The organism is Ruegeria sp. E5 (assembly GCF_056534105.1).
The window spans coordinates 258,922-278,776 of record NZ_JBQFPA010000002.1 but is presented as its reverse complement, the minus strand read 5'-3'; the positions used below and the strand labels follow the sequence as shown (position 1 = coordinate 278,776).

Annotated in this window: 15 protein-coding genes and 2 pseudogenes; 7 read left to right on the top strand and 10 right to left on the bottom strand. The window is 54.3% G+C overall.

Going from position 1 to position 19,855, the window contains the following annotated elements; genetic code table 11:
* Window positions 1-2 precede the first annotated feature (2 nt).
* The 4 genes from ACR0BI_RS09520 (at window position 3) to ACR0BI_RS09505 (ending at window position 3,754) form a co-directional block, all read left to right on the top strand.
* Window positions 3-764: an amino acid ABC transporter permease gene (locus ACR0BI_RS09520; protein WP_170646909.1), complete on the top strand. Its 762-nt coding sequence runs from the start codon at window positions 3-5 to the stop codon at window positions 762-764.
* Between the two features lie 10 nt (window positions 765-774).
* Entirely contained in the window at window positions 775-1,110 is a 336-nt protein-coding gene (locus tag ACR0BI_RS09515; RefSeq protein ID WP_170393880.1) for a carboxymuconolactone decarboxylase family protein, read from the top strand.
* Window positions 1,111-1,151: 41 nt separating this feature from the next.
* A complete protein-coding gene (phnY, locus tag ACR0BI_RS09510; RefSeq protein WP_170393878.1) occupies window positions 1,152-2,600 on the top strand; it encodes a phosphonoacetaldehyde dehydrogenase in 1,449 nt (482 codons plus the stop codon).
* A gap of 140 nt (window positions 2,601-2,740) precedes the next feature.
* Complete coding sequence (locus ACR0BI_RS09505; RefSeq protein WP_170393875.1) at window positions 2,741-3,754, top strand: NAD-dependent epimerase/dehydratase family protein; 1,014 nt, start codon at window positions 2,741-2,743, stop codon at window positions 3,752-3,754.
* Window positions 3,755-3,817: 63 nt separating this feature from the next.
* Here ACR0BI_RS09505 and ACR0BI_RS09500 read toward each other — a convergent pair whose 3' ends face one another.
* Window positions 3,818-4,900, bottom strand: coding sequence for a DegT/DnrJ/EryC1/StrS family aminotransferase (locus ACR0BI_RS09500; RefSeq protein WP_480562242.1), 1,083 nt, complete (start codon window positions 4,898-4,900; stop codon window positions 3,818-3,820).
* A 232-nt stretch (window positions 4,901-5,132) separates the two neighbouring features.
* Window positions 5,133-6,086, bottom strand: a complete 954-nt coding sequence (locus ACR0BI_RS09495) for a Gfo/Idh/MocA family protein (protein WP_170393871.1) — start codon at window positions 6,084-6,086, stop codon at window positions 5,133-5,135.
* Window positions 6,087-6,249: 163 nt separating this feature from the next.
* Between ACR0BI_RS09495 and ACR0BI_RS09490 the strand changes: the two genes are divergently transcribed.
* A complete protein-coding gene (locus tag ACR0BI_RS09490; protein ID WP_480562243.1) occupies window positions 6,250-7,752 on the top strand; it encodes a glycosyltransferase family 4 protein in 1,503 nt (500 codons plus the stop codon).
* Window positions 7,753-7,760: 8 nt separating this feature from the next.
* On the opposite strand, the pseudogene ACR0BI_RS09485 reads toward ACR0BI_RS09490, so the two are convergent.
* Window positions 7,761-8,267: pseudogene (locus ACR0BI_RS09485) on the bottom strand (UDP-N-acetylglucosamine 2-epimerase).
* A gap of 26 nt (window positions 8,268-8,293) precedes the next feature.
* Between ACR0BI_RS09485 and ACR0BI_RS09480 the strand changes: the two are divergent.
* Window positions 8,294-8,556, top strand: a pseudogene (locus ACR0BI_RS09480) (transposase); the annotation flags it as partial.
* Between the two features lie 121 nt (window positions 8,557-8,677).
* Here the strand turns inward: ACR0BI_RS09480 and ACR0BI_RS09475 are convergent.
* The 5 genes from ACR0BI_RS09475 to ACR0BI_RS09455 all read right to left on the bottom strand — a co-directional run bounded on the left by ACR0BI_RS09475 (window position 8,678) and on the right by ACR0BI_RS09455 (window position 16,631).
* Window positions 8,678-11,470 (bottom strand): bifunctional aconitate hydratase 2/2-methylisocitrate dehydratase, encoded by a 2,793-nt coding sequence (locus ACR0BI_RS09475; RefSeq protein ID WP_480562244.1) that lies wholly within the window; start codon window positions 11,468-11,470, stop codon window positions 8,678-8,680.
* A gap of 291 nt (window positions 11,471-11,761) precedes the next feature.
* The gene (locus tag ACR0BI_RS09470) at window positions 11,762-12,250 is read right to left on the bottom strand and encodes a sarcosine oxidase subunit gamma (protein ID WP_480562245.1); all 489 of its coding nucleotides are present in this window, start codon (window positions 12,248-12,250) and stop codon (window positions 11,762-11,764) included.
* A gap of 1 nt (window position 12,251) precedes the next feature.
* Window positions 12,252-15,122 carry a 2Fe-2S iron-sulfur cluster-binding protein gene (locus ACR0BI_RS09465; RefSeq protein WP_480562246.1) on the bottom strand — a complete coding sequence of 957 codons (2,871 nt, stop codon included), beginning with the start codon at window positions 15,120-15,122 and terminating at the stop codon, window positions 12,252-12,254.
* Window positions 15,109-15,366, bottom strand: coding sequence for a sarcosine oxidase subunit delta (locus ACR0BI_RS09460; RefSeq protein ID WP_480562247.1), 258 nt, complete (start codon window positions 15,364-15,366; stop codon window positions 15,109-15,111). The genes ACR0BI_RS09465 and ACR0BI_RS09460 overlap by 14 nt, the downstream gene beginning before the upstream one ends.
* Before the next feature lie 14 nt (window positions 15,367-15,380).
* The gene (locus ACR0BI_RS09455; protein WP_170393855.1) at window positions 15,381-16,631 is read right to left on the bottom strand and encodes an FAD-dependent oxidoreductase; all 1,251 of its coding nucleotides are present in this window, start codon (window positions 16,629-16,631) and stop codon (window positions 15,381-15,383) included.
* Window positions 16,632-16,904: 273 nt separating this feature from the next.
* On the opposite strand from ACR0BI_RS09455, the gene ACR0BI_RS09450 reads away from it, so the two are divergent.
* Window positions 16,905-17,708, top strand: a complete 804-nt coding sequence (locus tag ACR0BI_RS09450; RefSeq protein ID WP_480878547.1) for a phytanoyl-CoA dioxygenase family protein — start codon at window positions 16,905-16,907, stop codon at window positions 17,706-17,708.
* Between the two features lie 34 nt (window positions 17,709-17,742).
* Here ACR0BI_RS09450 and ACR0BI_RS09445 read toward each other — a convergent pair whose 3' ends face one another.
* Entirely contained in the window at window positions 17,743-18,792 is a 1,050-nt protein-coding gene (locus ACR0BI_RS09445) for an aromatic ring-hydroxylating dioxygenase subunit alpha (RefSeq protein ID WP_480562249.1), read from the bottom strand.
* Between the two features lie 96 nt (window positions 18,793-18,888).
* The gene (locus ACR0BI_RS09440; protein ID WP_480562250.1) at window positions 18,889-19,818 is read right to left on the bottom strand and encodes a LysR substrate-binding domain-containing protein; all 930 of its coding nucleotides are present in this window, start codon (window positions 19,816-19,818) and stop codon (window positions 18,889-18,891) included.
* Between the last annotated feature and the right edge of the window lie 37 nt (window positions 19,819-19,855).

Sequence of the window (19,855 nt, the reverse complement as noted above, 5' to 3'; positions counted from 1 at the left end):
CGATGAAAAAAACACTTCTCTTCCTTCCCCTTTTCTTGCTGATCACGGGCTGTTCGTCCTCACAGACCTGGGGTTGGTACGTCATTGACCCAACCACGGCTTCAGGCTGGACCAATGTAAAATTCCTGATTTCGGGCATGGGTGCGACCATTCAGATTTCGCTGATTGCGGCGATTTTGTCGATTGTCATTGGATTGCTGGTCGCCCTGCCGGGTCTGTCGGAAAAGCGCGGCTGGCGGCTGGTAAACCGGGTATATGTCGAATTTGTCCGCTCGATCCCTCTGTTGCCTATGCTGTTTTGGGTATTCTACGGGTTGCCGATTGTCTTTCAGTCGATGGGTATGGACATCCCAATCGATCCCTTCTGGGGCGCAATTATCACCCTTGCGATATCGGACAGCGCCTTTACCGCCGAGATCTACCGTGCCGGTATACAATCTATCGCAAAAGGGCAAAGCGAGGCGGCGCAGACGATTGGCCTGAACTATTTTCAGACCATGCGCTATGTGATCCTGCCGCAAGCGATCCGGCGCATTCTGCCGCCGCTGGCCAACCAGTTCATCTACATCGTGAAGATGAGCGCATTCGCCAGCGTCATCGGCATGCAAGAACTGACACGCCGTGCGAATGAGCTGGTAGTGACGGAATACCGCCCGCTTGAGATCTATACCTTGTTGATCTTCGAGTATCTGGTGCTGGTACTGATCATCAGCGCCGGTGTGCGTTGGCTCGAGCGCCGGATGGGCGCAGATGAGCGCGGATAAGGAGCATAAGATGGACTGGAAAGACTTCATGGTCGAGACCGAGGCCAATATTGGTGCATTCTCGAAAGAAGTGCCCGAAACCGTCCGTGGTTTTGGCATCATGGGTAAGGCGGCCAAAACAGATGGTGCGCTGAGTGAAAAGACAAAGGAATTCATGGCGTTGGGGATTGCCATCGCGACGCGCTGCGACAGCTGCATCGGCTTCCATGTCCGCTCATTGGTGCGGCTGGGTGCGACCCGCGAAGAGCTGTGCGAAGCGCTGGCAATGGCCACCTATATGGGCGGCGGCCCGTCTTACGCCTACAGCGCCAAGGCGTTGAAGGCGTTTGATGTGTTTTCAGAGTAATAGACCGGTACGCGGTCCGATTTCATTGGATGGTTCTTGCCATGGCAGTCACCGAAATCCGTAATGAAGGGATGCGAATTGGTGGCGAGATCATCATTACCGCTGAGACCATCCCGGTTCACTACCCCTATACCAATGAGGTCGTGGGCCATGTGCCCGCAGGGCAGGCTGAACACGCGCGCCGCGCCTTCGAAATTGCGGCCAACTACAAGCCCGAACTGACCCGCTATGAACGCAGCCAAATCCTGCAAAGGGCTGGAGAGCTGATTGGTGAACGTCGCGATTACCTCACCAAATGGCTGGTGCTTGAGCTTGGCATCTGCCATCAACACGCGATCTACGAGACCAAGCGCGCGCAGGATGTCTTTCAATTTGCGGCGGCCGAGGCACTGAAGGATGATGGCGAAATCTTTGCGTGCGATCTGACCCAAAATGGTAAAGCCCGCAAGATTTTCACGATGCGCGAGCCTGTGACCGCAATCAGCGCGATCACTCCATTCAACCATCCACTCAACATGGTCAGCCACAAGGTTGCTCCGTCGATCGCCACCAATAACTGCATGGTCTGCAAACCGACCGAGTTGACGCCTCTGACCTGCCTGACGCTGGCCGATATCCTTTATGAGGCAGGCCTGCCGCCTGAGATGTTTCAGGTGGTCACTGGCTGGCCACAGGACATTGGGGATGAGATGATCGTCAATGAGAACATCGACATCATAACCTTCACCGGTAGTGTTACCGTGGGCAAGATGATCGCAGAGAAGGCGGTTTACAAACGTCAGGCGCTGGAGTTGGGCGGTAATGATCCACTGATTGTTCTGAATGACCTCAACGATGCCGATCTAGACAGGGCCGCAACGATCGCCGTAGCCGGGGCCACCGGCAATTCGGGACAACGCTGCACTGCGATCAAGCGAATACTGGTGCAAGAGAGTGTCGCGGACACCTTTGTGCCTTTGGTGCTGGAGAAGGCCAAAAAGATCAGGTTCGGAGATCCGCAGGATCCTGAGACCGAGCTGGGTTGCGTGATCCACGAGGAAGCGGCCAAGCTTTTCGAAGATCGTGTTCACTTGGCCCAGAAAGCGGGAGCAGAAGTCCTTTACCACCCCGGACGTCAGGGCGCGCTGCTGCCGCCGATCGTGGTCGACGACGTTCCCCACGACTCTGCGTTAGTGATGGAGGAAACTTTCGGCCCCATTATTCCCATCATTCGCGTGCCCGACGACGATGACGAGGTCATGCGCATCTCGAACTCTACTGTGTACGGCCTGTCGTCGGGGGTATGTACCAATGACCTGAACCGCGCAATTGCCTATATCAATGGGCTGAGCGTGGGCACCTGCAATATCTGGGAACAACCCGGATACCGTATCGAAATGTCCCCCTTTGGCGGCATCAAGGATTCGGGCAATGGTGTCAAAGAAGGGGTCATCGAGGCAATGAGGTTCTTTACGAATGTCAAAACCTACTCGCTTCCTTGGCCCGGTTGAAGACTTGTTGAAGATTGCAATGCACACCACTAGAGATTCATGCTCACTCAGCCATGAAATGACCGCTTGAGCCCTTCGGCTCTTGGCGTCATATGTGCCTTCGAACGCACGCGCGATGCCCCGAAACAAGGAAATACCTCATGCAAAAGGTTCTGATCACAGGTACTGCCGGATTTATCGGGTTCCATCTTGCCAAACTTTTGCTTGAGAACGGTTGCCGGGTTCATGGCTTTGACGGGATGACTGATTATTACGATGTCCGCCTCAAACAGAGCCGACATGCGCTGTTGCTGGAGAACCCAAATTTTTCTTGCGATGAAGGGATGCTGGAAGATACCGCCAAGTTCGACCAGATCGCTGATGCTTTTGAACCGGACGTGATCATCCACCTCGCGGCGCAAGCTGGCGTCCGATATAGCCTGGAGAACCCGCGCGCCTATGTCGAAAGCAATGTTGTCGGGACGTTCAACGTTATGGAAGCTGCGCGGCGGCACAAAGTGCGGCATCTGCTGATGGCTTCGACTTCGTCGATCTACGGGGCAAATCCTGACATGCCCTTCGATGAGTGCGAAAAAGCAGATCATCAACTCACTATGTACGCAGCCACCAAAAAGGCAAATGAAGCGATGGGACACTCCTATGCCCATCTTTGGAATATTCCGACAACAATGTTCCGCTTCTTCACAGTCTACGGTCCTTGGGGGCGCCCGGACCTTGCGTTCTTCAAATTCACGGACGCGATCCTCAACGACCGCCCGATAGACATCTACAACCACGGCGACATGTATCGTGATTTCACCTATGTGGATGACCTGGTGCGCGCAATTTCTCTGCTGATCGACGTTGTGCCTGTTCGCCCCAAAGCCCCCGAAGACATCGCCGAAGGTGACAGCCTGAGCCCGGTCGCTCCCTATCGCATAGTGAACATTGGAAATTCGGACAAAGTGCGTTTGTTGGATTTCATCGACGCCATTGAAGAAAGCCTCGGCAAACCCGCTATCCGAAACTATATGGAGATGCAGTTGGGCGATGTGCCTGCAACTTGGGCCAATGCCGATCTGCTGCACCGCCTGACCGGTTATCGCCCAAAAACCGAAATCAGGGACGGCATTCAGGCCTTCGTGGACTGGTATCGCGCATATTACGGTAAATAGAACCTGCGAACCTGCCTAAACCTGAATTCGCCGGCCACAGCACCGATTAAACCGTCAGCGCGATCAGATCGCTTTTTTCAGTGCCGCGATTATCTGCTCTTGCGAATTCTCCTGCAGATACGGGTGCATCGGCAGGCTAATCACTGTTGCGGCGGCCTGATCGCCAACAGGCAAGTCGGCATTTGGGTCAGAAACAGCTGGTTGCTTGTTCAACGGCAGTGGATAATGCACGGCGGTCGGAACCCCGGCGTCTTTGAGCTTAGCTTGCACATCCTCACGATTGTCCACGCGTATCGTGTACTGCGCCCAGGCGCTGGTCGCCCCCTCCATCAGCGTCGGAGCGGCGATATTGGTTTCCTTCAGTAGCACTTTGTAACGGTCCGCGACGGTGTCTCGCAGGACCAGTTCATCCTCGAAAACATCCAGCTTGCACAGCAGGATCGCAGCCTGCAACGTGTCCAGACGGCTGTTAACGCCAACCCTGATATGGTGATAACGCCGGTCCTGCCCGTGCCGGGCAATCTGGCGAAGAATGACGCTCAGATCATCGTCCGAGGTGAAGATCGCACCACCATCGCCGTAGCAGCCAAGGGGTTTCGATGGGAAAAAGCTGGTGCAGGAAATCGTTGACAGGTTTCCTGACCGTTTGCCACGCAACGATCCGCCAAAGCTCTGAGCAGCATCCTCGATGACAGGTAAGCCGTTTGCCACAGCTACCTCGTTAATTCGTTCGAAATCAGCAGGTTGGCCATACAGCGACACCGGTATAATTGCCTTTGTCCGGGGTGTGATCGCAGCGTCAAGCTTGTTGGGATCAATGTTATAACTAGTCTGGTCAATATCGACATAAACCGGCTTTGCGCCCAGCAATCTGACGGCTTCAGCCGTGGCGATATATGAAAATCCGGGCGTGATGACCTCATCCCCCGGCCCGACCTCAAGCGCCATCAAGGCAATTTGCAATGCATCCGTTCCATTGGCGCAAGTGATGCAATGTTTGGCACCCGTAAAGGCAGTCAGCCGTGCCTCTAGTTCAGCCACTTCTGGGCCAAGAATGTACTTCCCATGCGCCAACACATTGGCAATGCCGGCATCAAGCTGATCCTTGATACGTTTCTGTTGTTCCGCCAGGTCAATAAATTGCATCGCTAAAACGCCCTATTGGTTCTTGAGGAATTTCTGCAAGCTGTACCTCTGCAGTTTCCCATACATAATCCGGCACCGCTCGACCATGTTTATTCGTCGGCAAAGACTTAATACAACGGGTCTGTTTGGCACGAATTACCGCAGTACTAATAACTGGGCGGACCGTTTCCCTGTATTGCCCAGTGCCCACAACGTCATGGGTGGTGGGATAACATGCAGACGATCCGTTTGATCAGAGTACCTTGCTGCTCATCAGCTTCGGATGCTGCTCACCTTTGCTTGCTTCGATCGAGGCATTGCGGATATGGCTGACCATCGCAATTGCAGGCCGGTTTTCATTCAATCCAAACCCGTTCCCGTTCAGAATCTCTTCGTAGCTTCGCGTGTGCAAGTCGGCAAATCCGCCCGAGAATTCGATCTCTTCCCCATCAATAGTGATGGAGCGATAGGTTCTGGCTCCGGTTTCTCGCGCCTCTGCCGGAACGTCATTTACGTCCAGCGACAAGAACCAACGGCACCGGGCGTGTTCAAACTCAAGATAGCCCGCGGCCTTGGTCGGGGCATTGAGATGCACATGGTTCGCCTGAAGATCTCCGAAGAGGAAGTGCAGCATGTCAAAGAAATGCACGCCGATGTTGGTGGCAATACCGCCAGATTTGCGGACATCCCCCTTCCAGCTCTCCAGATACCAACGTCCACGGGACGTGATGTAAGTCAGATCGACCTCGTACTTGGTATCCTTGGGGCTGTTTCGAATCTTGTCCCTCAGAGCAATGATCGAGGGATGTACGCGCAACTGCAGGATCGTGTTTACGGTCTGTCCAGTCGCTTGCTCAATCGCTTCCAGGCCATCGATATCCTCTGGGTTCAACACCAGCGGCTTCTCACAGATCGCATCGGCGCCAGAACGCAATGCAAACCGCATGTGGCTGTCGTGGAGGTAATTCGGCGAGCAGATCGAGACATAATCAATTTTGCCCGCTTCGCTGCGACGTAACATGTCAACATAGCGATCAAAACGCTCAAACTCTGTGAAAAAATGTGCATCGGGGAAGTGGCTATCGATAATCCCAACGGAGTCGCTTGTGTCCAGAGCAGCCAACAACGTGTTTCCGGTATCCGTTATCGCCTTCATGTGGCGCGGCGCGATGTATCCTGCGGTTCCTATTAGTGCGAAGTTGCTCATTCGGTGCGTCCCAAGTGCTCAAATTGTGCTACAGCGCTTCCAAGAATTTCTTTGGGAAGTCAATAGACGCAGGCATTTCAAGCATCGCCAATCACGCTGGAAACCCCCATCAACCTCTGTTAGAGCGGTTCGGAATTGTCAGAGCTAGATTGATCTTCGACCGATGTCAGACACCCGCCCCAAATCTCAAAAAACCGTTTTCTGTCTTACCTACCACGAGATAACGGCGGATGCGCGCGTTCTTAAAGAAGCGCGCGCGCTTCAAGCAGCGGGCCATAACGTACAAATCTTCTGCGACTGGCCAGGGGGCTTGCCGCAAGAAGACAGCATCGATGGCATTCGGATCACTCGATTCAACTGGCAGTCTTGTGAGAACATCACTGAAAAATTGCTTGAACGTTTCTCGTTTATGGAGCGCACGTCCGCTCAAGTCGAGCAACGTGTCGTACCGTATGTCGAATCCGCTATTCAGCTGAATTCTTTGAAAACCTGGTTGAAGACTTTTCTGACGGACGAAGACGTCCAAAAGCTTGACCCTATGTACTACAAAAACTTCGGCGGTGATGAAAGGCGTGCTAGAAAACTCGTACACAAGCGGCTGCTTTGGAAAACACGGCTTGGACTTGGATTTGGAAAAGGCCCGAAAAACCTCAAGTCATTTATGTTGATGGCCCGAAAAGTCAGAGAAAACTTCTTTAAACTCTATCAGTTGGAATCATTGATTTACGCAGAAAACCTTTGCCACCTTAAATTTGATGAGGTCCCTGATGTCATCCACGCTCATGATATATATTGTCTCCCTGCAGGCGTCGTACTTGCCAGGCAGTTCAACGCAAAACTTGTTTATGACGCCCATGAGTATGAGCCCGCGCGCGCTACAAAGAACCCGTCGAATGGATCGAACTTCGCCGAAAGCCTAGAAGACGATTGCCTCCCCTTCGTCGACTATATGATCACCGTATCGTCGTCCATCGCAGATTTGTATGCCAAACGCTTCAAAGATAGTCCGACACTTATCCTCAATGCTCCAGAGATAGATGTCGATTACATGGAGAGTCGTAATAAACAGGAGTTGGATCAGCTTTCAATCCGTGCTCAGGCAAACGTTGCTGACGGGTCGCCCTTGATTATTTTTACTGGCGGCATTCAAACGTCGCATCGTGGGCTAGATAAAGTCCTTGAGGCTCTGGTTCAACTTCCCGAGGTCAAGTTAGCTACGATGGGGCCACGAAACCATAGAAACGACAAGTGGTTCATGAGTGTCGCTCATGACTTAGGAGTGGATGATCGCGTTACCTTGCTTCCACCAGTGGCTGCTCCAGATGTACCCATAGCGATTAGTACCGCAGATGTTGCCGTCATTCCGATTCAAGATGCGTCATTAAGCTATCGGTTTGCAATGCCCAATAAGCTGTTCGAAGCCGCGTTTGCAGGATTGCCGATCTGCGTCTCCGATCTTCCCGACATGCGCCGTTTTACAGAATCGCTCGGTTTGGGGCGAGCAATGGATGAAACCGACCCCCAGAGCATTGCTGAAGCTATTCGGGATGTCCTTGATCATCCTGAACGCTTTACGTTGAGCGCCGACAACAGAATGAAGCTTTGGGAGTCCTACAGCTGGCCCGCGCAAGCCAAGAAGTTGGCGGCGCTCTATGACGGTATTTAAGACGGTATTTAAGCTCGCGCGGCCAATATCTGTGCGATTTGTTGTGATGCGGTTCCATCACCATAGATTTCCACCTGATTTCCGGTAGTCCCTATCGTACTGACGGTTCCACCTTCGATATTCCCTTCCATGGGCGAATCGACACGATTCCAGCCGCTTTCATCAAGCTCAATCGACCCTGTTTCCGTTCTAATAGTGACGCATGGGACGCCGTAGAGATACGCTTCTTTCTGCATTCCGCCAGAGCCCGTAGAAACCAGCACCGCATTGCTTTCTAGAGCGACCATATCCAAGTACCCGACTGGGTTTATCGTTTAGACATATTCGAATTTACGACCGATTCCATTTATCCTTGCGGCAGTACGTTGATGAAATGGCAAGACAACCGGATTTTGTTTCGCAACCGCCTCCAGACCATCCACAATGCTTGTCAACGTTTCTAGCGAACCCGTATTTTTAGCTCTATGGATCGTCGCGAGTATGAATCCCTTTGCGTCAACCCCAATGTCAGTCAAGATCGTTGATTTCTGCTTGGACTCACCTCGCAGATCGCGGCTCTGATGCAAACCAGTTCAGGGAGTCTTCACAAGACAAGGGGATACGCGCTGGCATTCCAGGCCGAAAGCAACAAAGTACAACTTCAAATACGACAAACGCAGATGCAAGCGGCAAAACCGCGTTGAAATCATGTTCAGCAGGCTCAAGGGCTGTAGACGCGGCGCAACGCGCTATGAAGGCTGCCCAAAGGTCTTTCTCGCAGACATCGCTCTCGCGGAAACCGTCTCTATCGGTTGGGGATCATGACCCTACTGAAATGGCTAAATCTCATTCCGCAATACAAGCATTGCTAGACTTATCGATTCAGAATGGATTCTATTAGACAGCATAAGGCCGGTGCGCCTGAGCGGCGACCGGCCTTTTCCAATCAGAAATGTGCCGAATTGGAATTTGCGGGCTTGGCGACCGGAGGTGCAAAGCGGGTCAGGTCGATCCCTTCGACAGCGGCCTTGTATTCCTCGATTTTCGGAGTTCGCCCGAGGATGGCAGACAGTACAACTACCGGTGTGGAAGCCAGAAGGGATTCACCTTTCTTATCTTCCGAGTCCTCGACAACACGCCCTTGGAACAAGCGGGTAGATGTCGCCAGAACAGTATCACCTTTCTCAGCCTTTTCTTGATTACCCATGCAAAGGTTGCAGCCCGGACGCTCAAGATACAGCGTATTTTCGTATTCGGTTCGCGCTGATGTCTTGGGGAAAAGATCGTCGAATTCGAAACCGGAATATTCCTGAAGAATGCTCCACTCACCTTCTTCCTTTAACTCATCAACGATGTTGTAGGTTGGCGCCGCGACGACCAGAGGGGCTTTGAATTCAATCTTGCCCTCCTTCTTTTCAAGGTTCTTAAGCATCTGCGATACGATGATCAGATCACCCTTGTGGACCATGCAAGATCCGACAAATCCCAGATCCACTTTCTTTTCCCCTTTGTAGTAGGAAACAGGCCGGATCGTATCGTGCGTATAACGCTTGGAGACATCCGCGTTGTTCACATCAGGGTCGGCGATCATGGGCTCGTTGATCTCGTCCAGATCAACGACCAGCTCGGCAAAATACTCGGCATTTTCATCCGGCCTCAGGGCTGGAACTGCGCCGGATCTGATCTCGGCTATACGTGCGTCGGCTTTGTCGATCAGGCCTTGCAGGGTCCGTGCCTCATTCTCCATTCCCTTGTCGATCATGATCTGAATCCGACCTTTGGCGATTTCCAGTGACTCGATCAGGGTCTCGTCTTCGGAAATACAGATCGAAGCCTTCGCCTTCATCTCGGCCGTCCAGTCGGTGAAGGTAAAAGCCTGATCCGCCAGCAGGGTTCCGATATGAACTTCGATAATACGCCCTTGGAACACGTTATCGCCGAACGCCTTCAGCATCTGCGCCTGTGTCGCGTGGACCACGTCGCGGAAATCCATGTGATCGGCCATTTTGCCTTTGAACGTCACCTTCACGGATTCCGGAATGGGCATGGTTGCTTCGCCCGTGGCCAGTGCCAAGGCAACGGTGCCCGAATCCGCCCCGAAAGCCACACCTTTGGACATGCGCGTGTGCGAGTCGCCCCCAATGATGATGGCGCGATCATCCACGGTGATATCGTTCAGAACCTTGTGGATCACGTCGGTCATCGAGTGATATTCACCCTTGGGATCGCGCCCTGTGATCAGGCCGAAATTGTTCATAAACGCCATCAGTTTGGGGATGTTGGCTTGCGCCTTCTTGTCCCAGACCGAGGCGGTGTGGCAACCGGACTGATACGCACCATCGACGGTTGGAGAAATCACGGTCGCCGCCATCGCCTCAAGCTCTTGCGAGGTCATCAGGCCAGTGGTGTCCTGCGATCCTACGATGTTGACCTTGACCCGTACGTCCGACCCGGCGTGCAAGACCGTGCCTTCCACTACTCCCAAAGCGTTGCGGTTAAAGATCTTTTCGACCGCGGTCAGGCCCTGTCCATCTCGGCTGATCTCTTTCGAAGGCGCAAATGCCGACTTCAGCTCGACTCCCAGTGTCTGTGCTGCAAATGTTTGCAACTTCTTGCCGAACACGATGGCGTAGGATCCGCCGGCCTTCATGAACTCCTGCTTTTGCGGAGTGAAGGACGAGGCAATATCAACAAGCTCTTTGGCGCCATCGGCGTCATAAAGCTTTTTGTCTTTCGTATTGATCGTGAGCACTGTCCCCGTTTCGACCGAGTACTTTTGCTCCAGGATAGGGCTGTCGTCATTGTTGAGGATCGGATTCCCCGCGGAATCGACTTTTTTGACCCAGTTTTTCAGGTCGATACCAATCCCGCCCGTCACACCAACGGTGGTCAGAAAGATCGGAGAGATACCGTTCGTGCCGGCCACGATCGGGGCAATGTTTACGAATGGCACATATGGGCTGGCCTGCTTGCCGGTCCAAAGCGCCACGTTGTTGACACCCGACATCCGGGACGAGCCAACTCCCATTGTCCCTTTCTCAGCAATCAGCATCACGCGTTTATCTGGGTGCTGGCGCTGTAATTCTTGAATCTCGTCTTGCGCTTGCTGCGAGATTAAGCACTTGCCATGCAGCTCCCGATCCGAGCGCGAGTGTGCCTGATTGCCCGGAGACAGCAAGTCAGTCGAAATATCGCCCTCGGCAGCGATATACGTGACAACTTTGATCTCTTCTTCGATATCGGGCAGCTTGGTGAAAAACTCGGCCCGCGCATAGCTTTCAAGAATGTCGCGTGCGACCGGATTTCCGGCAGAAAACGCCTCCTTCAAACGATCCGTATCAGCCTCATATAGGAATACCTGTGTTTTCAGCACTTCAGCCGCCTGCCCTGCGATCTCGGGATCACCACCCAAAGCCAGATCAAGAAGAACCTCAACCGAAGGACCGCCTTTCATGTGCAACAACAGTTCAAAGGCAAAGGGTACTGAAATTTCGTCAACCAGCGCTTCGCCCAGAATGATCTCTTTCAAAAAACGTGCCTTCTCGCCAGCGGCGCTGGTCGTGCCGGGCAGCGTATTATAGATGAAATAGTTTAGAGAATCCGCACGATGCGCATGATCGACGTCCTTGATCTGCGTAACAAGCTCTTTGACAAGCGCGCCGTCATCAATCGGTTTCGGATGCAGACCCTGCGCTTTGCGGGCTTCAATTTCGTCGAGGTAGTTGGTGTAAAGGCTCATGGCTCGTTCCGGTATATGTGGCTCGATTAGCAGGGGCTTAAAGACGTTATGAACGCCCGAGGATCCTAATTGTATGCGGCGGTATACTAAATGACCGGAACTTGCAAGCCTTGCACCTGTGGCGCGATGTCCCGTCTAAAAGCAACACTTCACAAAGGATTTTGTGCCAGCCAATGACTTTCGATAAGTCCGCTATGTCCTTATCTGAACCCTGTTCCCGGACGATATGCATATAGACCGCCGAGATAATGAATAGCCATAAGGCGTAAACCGCCCCTGCTTCGAATTGCGTCAGGCAGTTGCTCGGGTCAGATAATCCTGAACCATGTCGCCAAAACTCTGTTCAACCGCAAACTCAAAACCAGCCTCGTAGCGCATCACAAGTGCTTTTAGGCCAAACAACTCGGAATAGGTTACTGCGTCTTCATCAAAAGCAGTGACATGCAGATCAAGCGGGCAGGCAATAGCCATCACTTCAGCGGCTTGGGGTCCGGCGACACTAAAGAAGGTAAGGGTGTCCGATATCCGCACTATACTGATGTCCGCAGGGCAATCCGTTGGTTTGAGCTGTGCTTCCAGTGCCTCTTCCAGTTCCAGCGAAGCACGTACAATCCAGTGATTGCGTCCAATGTGATATACCTCAAACGCTTCCTGCATCGCCCTCGTGTTGGGGCGGCTTGGCAGAGAAAATTCGGCCCAATTTTGAACGACCTCGGGATCCCCTTTGAGGTCAAACAGCGCATTCAGGGTTTGGCGTTCGATCTTGACGTCGTAGCTCATCTCAGGACCTCAGGCGCTGACCCTCGGGGTCATGGAATACAGGCTTTGTGATGGTCACCGGGATCACCTCGTCTTTCAGCCGAACATGCGCGGTTTGCCCGTGTCGCTCCTGCCCGTTCTTCAGCAACGCCAGGCCAACCCAGCGATTGTTGACGACGCTCCAGACGCAGGCGGTAACCAATCCTTCGGTCGCTTCTTTGCGACCTTCAGGGGTTAGTGGCGCGCCTTCGGGCACTTGCTTGTCAGGGTCTTCGGGCAAGATGCCGACCAATTCCCGGCGTTCCCCTACCGCTTCACGGCGCAAGTGGACCGAGCGCTTGCCTAGGTAGTCGGGCTTTTTCTTCGACATTGCCCAGCCCATGCCCAGGTCATAGGCGTCCACGGTACCGTCGACCTCGTGCCCCAGCGAAAGAAAGCCTTTTTCCACACGCAAGACATGGCTGGATTCCGATCCTACAGGCAGGATACCAAAGGGTGCACCAGCCTCCATCACCTTGTCCCACAAGGCGGCCATGTGGCGTGGGGCAACGTTGACCTCATAGGATAGTTCACCGGTGAAACTGACGCGCACAACCCGCGCAGGCAACCCCGCAACCGTACCGTCCCGGAACGACATGAAGGGGAATGCCTCGGGCGACAGATCGATATCCGTACACAGCGCGAGCATGACATCGCGCGCGCGGGGTCCACAAATGGTGGCGTTGTTCCACTGGCTTGTCACAGTTGTGATCATGACTTGCCAGTCAGGAAACTCGGTCTGAAGCAGCTTTTCCAAGTGCTGGTTGACGGCGTCCGCGTGACCTGTTGAGGTCGAGATTATCCAGCGGTGCTGATCCAGCCGAAAGGCCACCCCGTCATCTATGATCAGACCGTCATCCGACAACATAAGACCATAGCGACCATCGCCGGGCTTCAGGCTGGACATGATGTTCGAATACAGAAAATCCAGAAAGCGCGGAACATCGCGCCCTTTAAGCTCGAACGTGCCGAGCGGCGAACCGTCGTATACGCCAACGCCTTCACGCACCGCGCGGCATTCCCGGTTCACCGCCTCTTGCAGGCCCTCACCGGGTTTGGGAAAAAACCCCGGACGGCGCCATCGGGCACCAGCCTCATACATCACTGCGCCATAATCCTTGTTCCATTGGGTCACCGGCGTGTGCCGGTAGGGGAACAACACCGAGTCCTCACGCAACCCCCCAATCGCACCGAATGAGACCGGCGTGTAGGGAGAGCGGAATGTCGTCGTGCCAACATCTTGCAATGGAACGCCCTTTTGCAGAGCAACGGTGCCAATAATGTTGATATTGCCCGTCTTGCCCTGATCTATGCCCATCCCGCCAGTGGTGTAGCGTTTGACATGTTCCACGTTGTCATATCCTTCACGCAGCGCCAGATGCACATCGCTGACCGCAACATCGTTCTGAATATCCAGGAATGCCTTTCCACGTTGCCCTGGCACATTTACGCGCCATAGCGGTTCAATCGAACAAGGCAGCTCTGAACCGTCATCGATGATCCGATCCAGTGTGAGATCCCCCGCCGCCGCGCCGACGGCCCGACAGGATTGAATCGGTTGATCGGGCAAAAACGCAGCGAGTTCTTCATCAAACCGAAGTGTGCTGCGGGACTGAGACCACAGGTGCACCGTCGGATTCCAACCGCCGGAATGAGCCAGCAAGTCGCAGTCGATCCAGGTGCCTGCGCCCCCGGACTTGGGAACGGCCTTGACAGCACGGATGCTTTTGTACCCTCGGATATCGGCGGCTACTGTTCCGGCATGGACGGTTATCCCCGACACCAGATCAAGAGCTTCCCTTGGAACCGTGTCGCGGCTATCGAGGATCGCGTTAACCGTTACCTCAGCTGCGACCAGATCGGCGGCCACTGCGTAAGCGCTGTTGTTGTTGGTGAACAGAACCACACTCTGACCGGGTGTCACGCCCCAACGATTAACATAGGCCTGCACGGATGAGGCCAACATGACGCCCGGCCTGTCATTATTGGCAAACACCATCGACCGTTCCGTGGCCCCGGTGGCAATCACCACCTCAGCAACACGGACCCGCCAGTTGCGTTCTAGAATGCTGGCCTGATCCGGCTCGCGTTCATTGACGATCACTAGGTTGTGTTCGCGATAGGCCCATACGGTCGCGTTCTGAAGATGGGTGACGTTTGCCATTTGGCTTAGTTCTTCAACCGCTTCGCCTACCCAATCCATCGCCGGACGCCCGCCAATGGTCAGGGTGCGGTTCAGGAGGCTGCCGCCCGCTTCGGTTCCCTCGTCTGCGAGGAAGACTCGCTTGCCTGCCAGACCAGCCTCAAGTGCAGCTTGCAGGCCGGCGGGACCTGCACCTGCAATCAAGACATCTGCATGAGCGTAGCGCGCTTCGAAATGCCCCAATGAAGGCGGTTGCGCAGGCGCTGCTGCCAGCCCCGCCGCCTTGCGGATGTATGGTTCAAACAGATGCCAGTTAGGCCATTTGAAAGTTTTGTAGTAGAAGCCCGCAGGAATAAAACGGCCAATCAATTGATTGATCCCGCCCAGATCAAACTCGGGCGATGGCCAGCAATTGACCGAGCGTGCATTCAGCCCTTCGCGCAATGGAACCGTGGTCGCTGGACGGTTGCCCGAGGCGTCCTCGCCTTCCAGCTCCACAAGGGTTCCCGGCTCTTCAGGCCCGTGTCCGACAATGCCGCGTGGGCGGTGGTACTTGAAACTACGGGCTGTTACTCGCACCCCGTTCGCCAGCAGGGCCGAGGCCAGAGTGTCCCCTTCGAACCCTTCGTAAGTTTTCCCATTGAACTGGAACGTCAGAGGGCGGCTTCGATCAACACGACCACCCACCGCGCGGCGATTAATCTGAGCCATCGGGCACCTCCTCAATGTCATGTGTCACGGTATCCCGCCAGATTGTCAGCCACTCGCCGCAGCCCCGTGCGTGCCACCACCGCTCTTGCACAGACCCCATCGGGTTGGGCGTTATGGTCAGGTATTCGACCCAATCAGCATCGCTGACGGCGTTGGTATCGGGTCGAGCAGCTCCGACCGGGCCGCCATAGACGAACTCGCTTTCATTGCGCTTGCCACAGAATGGGCAGGGGATGAGCATCATGATCCCGTCCCTTCCTATCTCGCCGTTGTGGTGCCGGCTTCCATCACAAACTCTAGATGGCGGAAGCGGTCCAAAGTGAACGAGGCCATCAGCGGATGCGGCTCGCCTTTGGCGACTAGATGCGCAAGCGTCAGTCCGCCCGCAGGAATGGCTTTGTATCCGCCCCACCAGCCAGCGGTCACGAACAGCCCCGGTACTTCAGTCTGATCCATGATGGGCGAGGCATCATGGGCAATATCAAGATGCCCACCCCATTGGCGCATTAGTTTGAGTTTCTTGAAGCTCGGGAAAAGCGACAGCATCGCGGTCACAGTGTCTTCGAACACATGTTGCTTGATGTCGCGACGAAAGCTTTGCCCCATATCAGGAGCGCCGCCGATCACCATCTCGCCCTTGTCAGACTGGCTGAAATAGAACCCACTGTCCGGGCAATTTACAATGACATCCACCAAGGGCTTCACTGGTTCGGACACAAAGGCCGTCAGGTTCATCGTGCGCAATGGCAGCTTGAGCCCCGCTGTCTCGGTCAACGTCGTGGTATGGCCCGATACGGCCACCACAACCTTTTTCGCCCGCACGGTGCCGCGATTGGTCTCGACACCTTCGATGCGCCCATCAGCGCCACGGATCAATGCTTGCACGGCGGTCTGTTGGTGCATCTCCACCCCCATCGCATCCGCCGCGCGGGCATAGCCCCAGGCCACCGCATCATGACGGTTTACACCTGCGTCCGTGTGGACCATTCCGCAGATGATCGGCAGGCGCGCATCTGGCCCACCGCCTGTCAGCGCAGGTATGCGTTTGCGCAATTCTTCTGCGGTGATTTGTTCATATGTCGAGCCATAGATGTCCATGACCAATTGCCGTCGCCGCAACTCTCGCAGTTTGGGCCAGGTCTGCACCACATCCACCATGGTGCGCTTGGAATGCATCATGTTGAAGTTCAACTCATGCGTCAGCCCTTCGTACATCTCGACGGATTTGACGTAGAACGGGATCGACTCGTCACGCATGTAATTTGACCGAATCGTAACCGTATTGCGCGCTATGTTTCCGCCACCCAACCAGCCCCGTTCCAGCACGGCGACGTCGGTTATGCCAAACTCTTTGGCCAGATAGTAAGCCGTGGCCAGCCCGTGACCCCCTGCCCCGATCACCACCACCTCGTACCGGTCTTTGAGCGGCGGGCTCCGCCAGGCTCGGGACCAGTTCTTATGACCAGAAATCGCGTTACGGGCGAGTGAAAATGCCGAATATTTTTGCATAGCAAGCACAATATTTATCAGAAAAAATATATCGTCAATAAATATATTTACCATTACGCAAAAACTGCTTGGGCAATCAAAGGTGGTGGGCTACCATGGCGCATGACCTTCAAAATTGAACAGTTTCATCGGAATCTTGCTGGCAAATGGTCGGCCCGATCCCGCTGGCCCTGCTTCATCATAAACTGCCGCAGTTCACCCTCTCTCTGACTCCATGCAGACCGTGGCGCTTTGCGCCTGAATTCAAACCCGCCGGGAAATGAGGCGGATGCTATGGTTGGAAGAACTATGATAAACACACCGGATACAGATACTGTTCAGCAAGCGTATGCGCGCGACGGCGTCGTTTTATTGAGAAACATCCTCACAGACGATTGGTTAAACAAGTTGCGTGATGCCGTGGACGAAGAGGTCAAAAAGGGTGACCGGTATTTTGCCTATAAAAATATGCGTGAAAAACCGGGTATCTTTCAGGACTATTGTCTGAACTCAGATATTGGAAAGCGCGTGGCCGAGGTGGCGGGCAGCCCCTGGACTTCGTTGATCTATGACCAAATTTTCGTGAAAGAACCTGGCACACGCACCCAGACCGGCTGGCATACAGATCAGCCCTATTGGCCTGTGGCCGGTCCCATCATGACAATGTGGATCGCACTTGATCCTGTCGACACAGACAATGGAGCGCTGGAATTTGTCCGTGGCTCGCACGCTTGGGGCGCAAAATACCGGCCTTTCAAAACTGACCAGCTTGGCAAGTTTCTTCACTATCTGGAAGAGGATAACCCGGACTATATCGACATGCCCGATTTCGAGGCGGATCGCACTAAATATGACATATTCCACTATGAACAGATGGAACCTGGCGATGCCCTGGCCTTCGATGGAATGACTGTGCATTCGGCGATGGGCAACCGAACCTCGACCCGTCGCAGGCGTGGATATGCGGTACGTTTTGCCGTTGAAGGTGCCACCTATGAACCGCGCGATAGCGTTACTGAATGGCTGCATGATGACGACCTGAAATCGGGTGCTCCCTTTGCCGGTGGGCGCTTCCCTGTCATCTATAGCAACACCTAAGATAAGGGGCCGGGAACTGGCCCCTGTTCAAGTTTTAGGCTTGCCGAATTGCACCCTCTGGCACAGCGGCCTCGGCCTCGATCGCTCGGTCGAGCACGCGTCGGTATGTTTTTGCCCCGGCATCCAAACCCAGATCAATATGCGGTGTCTGAGCGTTTTTCATGCCCTTGTGCACTTTTTCCAGCACATCTTTGTCTTCAAGAAACGCCATCCGCGCACCATCATTCATGAATTTCGAAACCTCGGCATTGTCCGGATCAGAGTTGCGATGCTGGAACCAGAAATACCTGGTCTGATCCTCGTTGATTGGCGTCATGAAGTTGTAAGAGATGTTGATGAATGTCTCATCGACAGGATCTTTGTCATATCCACCCGTGCCAACCGGAGTATAGATGGACTTATTCAGCCCGATTGCGGGCATGCACATTTCGTAATGCTGCAAGCGGTCGCAATCGCCGTCGAACGAGACCAGTTTGGCATAGTAAGGCGATGGAGGTTTGTTTTCGATCCAGCGCGAGACAATCACGCCGCGATCTGTTTTTTTGACGTCCAGAGGCGCTTCATCCGTTCCCGCGCCGGCGAATGACGAGACATGTACCCAGGCCACGTGGCTGGGATCAAGCAGGTTGTCGCAAACCCAAAGATAATGGCAATCGATATCCATCACCCCGCCATCGGTTAGGCCCCAGCTCGTGTCATCAAAGTTTTCGATTGGGAAAATCAGGTCCGGATCAGCCAGTTCAGGATCGCCCATCCAGATCCAGAGCAGGCGATAGCGGTCGACAACTGGATAAGACTTCACCACCGCGCGCCGAGGCGTCATCCCCCGCTGCGTTGGGCTGTCCGTACATTTGCCCGAACAATCGAATGTCAGCCCGTGGTAGCCGCATTCGACCAGATCCCCTTTCAGATTGCCATCGGATAGCGGGAGCTTGCGATGCGGGCAGGCATTCTCAAGCGCAACGGGCGTCCCATCCTGCTGACGATAGAGCACAATGTTCTCACCCAGATATGTCTCAGCTTTCAGTTCGCGCCCGATATCCTTGCTCCAGGCGGCAACATACCAGCAATTTCTGAGGTACATGGTTTGCTCTCCAATTTGATCAGTTGGCTTAGCGCCATTATGGCAGCGTCAGTGCAATACACCATTCTGGATTTGTAATGATACATATAAGGTAAGCTAATTCGGCAGCATAACCGACGGGGGCAGATCGGGCTGCGAAGCAACTTCGGCCTTGATCCAGTTCAGGAACTCGCTGACTTTTCGGCTGTCTTTGCTATCAGGGCGCCGGACGAGCCAATAGGAAAGTGGCGATTGAGTCAGTTGCTGAAACGGTCGCACCAGACGGCCATCGCACAAGGCATCAATCACCAGCGGTTCGCGCCCAAGCGCCACCCCCAGCCCCTCAATCGCTGCCTGTATGACCATGTTTGATTGGCCCAATCGGCGCGTGCGCACTCCAGACGGCAATGTCAGATTGGATTGCCGCGCCCAGAACTCCCATGTTGGGCTGGAGGTACCATGGTGCAGATTTTCATCTACGAGCAGTGTGTGCTGTGACAAATCTTCAATGCGCTTCAGTTCAGGCAACAGCGCGGGCGCGCAGACGGGAAACAGCCTTTCCGGCATAAGCAAATCCACTTCAAACCCGGGATATTCACCAAGACCATATCGAATGCCGATATCGGAATCTGCGCCGGAAAACGGATAGTATCCCGTATCAGTCGCGATCGAAATAGACAGGTCCGGGTGGGCCAAATCAAAGTGCAGAAGCCTTGGAAACAGCCAGTTGAATGCAAACCCCGGCAAGCATGAAATCACGATGGTCCGGTCCGCACGCGTTCGATCGCGAAGTTGCGCACACACATCTGAAATGCGGCCCAGCCCATCCGAGATTGCCTGCGCCAATTGCTCACCTTCGCGGGTAGGTCGCGATTGCCGCGCACCGCGCACCAGCAAATCCCGCCCAAGCCATTCCTCGAGCGATCTGACGTGCTGGCTGACGGCACTTTGGCTGACCCCCAGTTCCTCGGCGGCGGGTGAAAAGCCGGAATGGCGTACAACTGCCTCAAAGGCTCGCAGCGCGGAGTATGGCAGATTCAAGATCATATTAGTCATCCTAATGTCAGCCATTATCACTTTCAAA

What these genes read in the sequence shown, in the direction of transcription:
- phnY (WP_170393878.1), top strand. Translation starts at nt 1,152, where the DNA reads ATGGCAGTCACCGAAATCCGTAATGAAGGGATGCGAATTGGTGGCGAG.
- ACR0BI_RS09445 (WP_480562249.1), bottom strand. Translation starts at nt 18,792, where the DNA reads ATGTACCTCAGAAATTGCTGGTATGTTGCCGCCTGGAGCAAGGATATC.
- ACR0BI_RS09465 (WP_480562246.1), bottom strand. Translation starts at nt 15,122, where the DNA reads ATGGCTCAGATTAATCGCCGCGCGGTGGGTGGTCGTGTTGATCGAAGC.
- ACR0BI_RS09520 (WP_170646909.1), top strand. Translation starts at nt 3, where the DNA reads ATGAAAAAAACACTTCTCTTCCTTCCCCTTTTCTTGCTGATCACGGGC.
- ACR0BI_RS09455 (WP_170393855.1), bottom strand. Translation starts at nt 16,631, where the DNA reads ATGCAAAAATATTCGGCATTTTCACTCGCCCGTAACGCGATTTCTGGT.
- ACR0BI_RS09470 (WP_480562245.1), bottom strand. Translation starts at nt 12,250, where the DNA reads ATGAGCTACGACGTCAAGATCGAACGCCAAACCCTGAATGCGCTGTTT.
- ACR0BI_RS09505 (WP_170393875.1), top strand. Translation starts at nt 2,741, where the DNA reads ATGCAAAAGGTTCTGATCACAGGTACTGCCGGATTTATCGGGTTCCAT.
- ACR0BI_RS09515 (WP_170393880.1), top strand. Translation starts at nt 775, where the DNA reads ATGGACTGGAAAGACTTCATGGTCGAGACCGAGGCCAATATTGGTGCA.
- ACR0BI_RS09450 (WP_480878547.1), top strand. Translation starts at nt 16,905, where the DNA reads ATGGTTGGAAGAACTATGATAAACACACCGGATACAGATACTGTTCAG.
- ACR0BI_RS09490 (WP_480562243.1), top strand. Translation starts at nt 6,250, where the DNA reads ATGTCAGACACCCGCCCCAAATCTCAAAAAACCGTTTTCTGTCTTACC.
- ACR0BI_RS09440 (WP_480562250.1), bottom strand. Translation starts at nt 19,818, where the DNA reads ATGATCTTGAATCTGCCATACTCCGCGCTGCGAGCCTTTGAGGCAGTT.
- ACR0BI_RS09460 (WP_480562247.1), bottom strand. Translation starts at nt 15,366, where the DNA reads ATGATGCTCATCCCCTGCCCATTCTGTGGCAAGCGCAATGAAAGCGAG.
- ACR0BI_RS09475 (WP_480562244.1), bottom strand. Translation starts at nt 11,470, where the DNA reads ATGAGCCTTTACACCAACTACCTCGACGAAATTGAAGCCCGCAAAGCG.
- ACR0BI_RS09495 (WP_170393871.1), bottom strand. Translation starts at nt 6,086, where the DNA reads ATGAGCAACTTCGCACTAATAGGAACCGCAGGATACATCGCGCCGCGC.
- ACR0BI_RS09500 (WP_480562242.1), bottom strand. Translation starts at nt 4,900, where the DNA reads ATGCAATTTATTGACCTGGCGGAACAACAGAAACGTATCAAGGATCAG.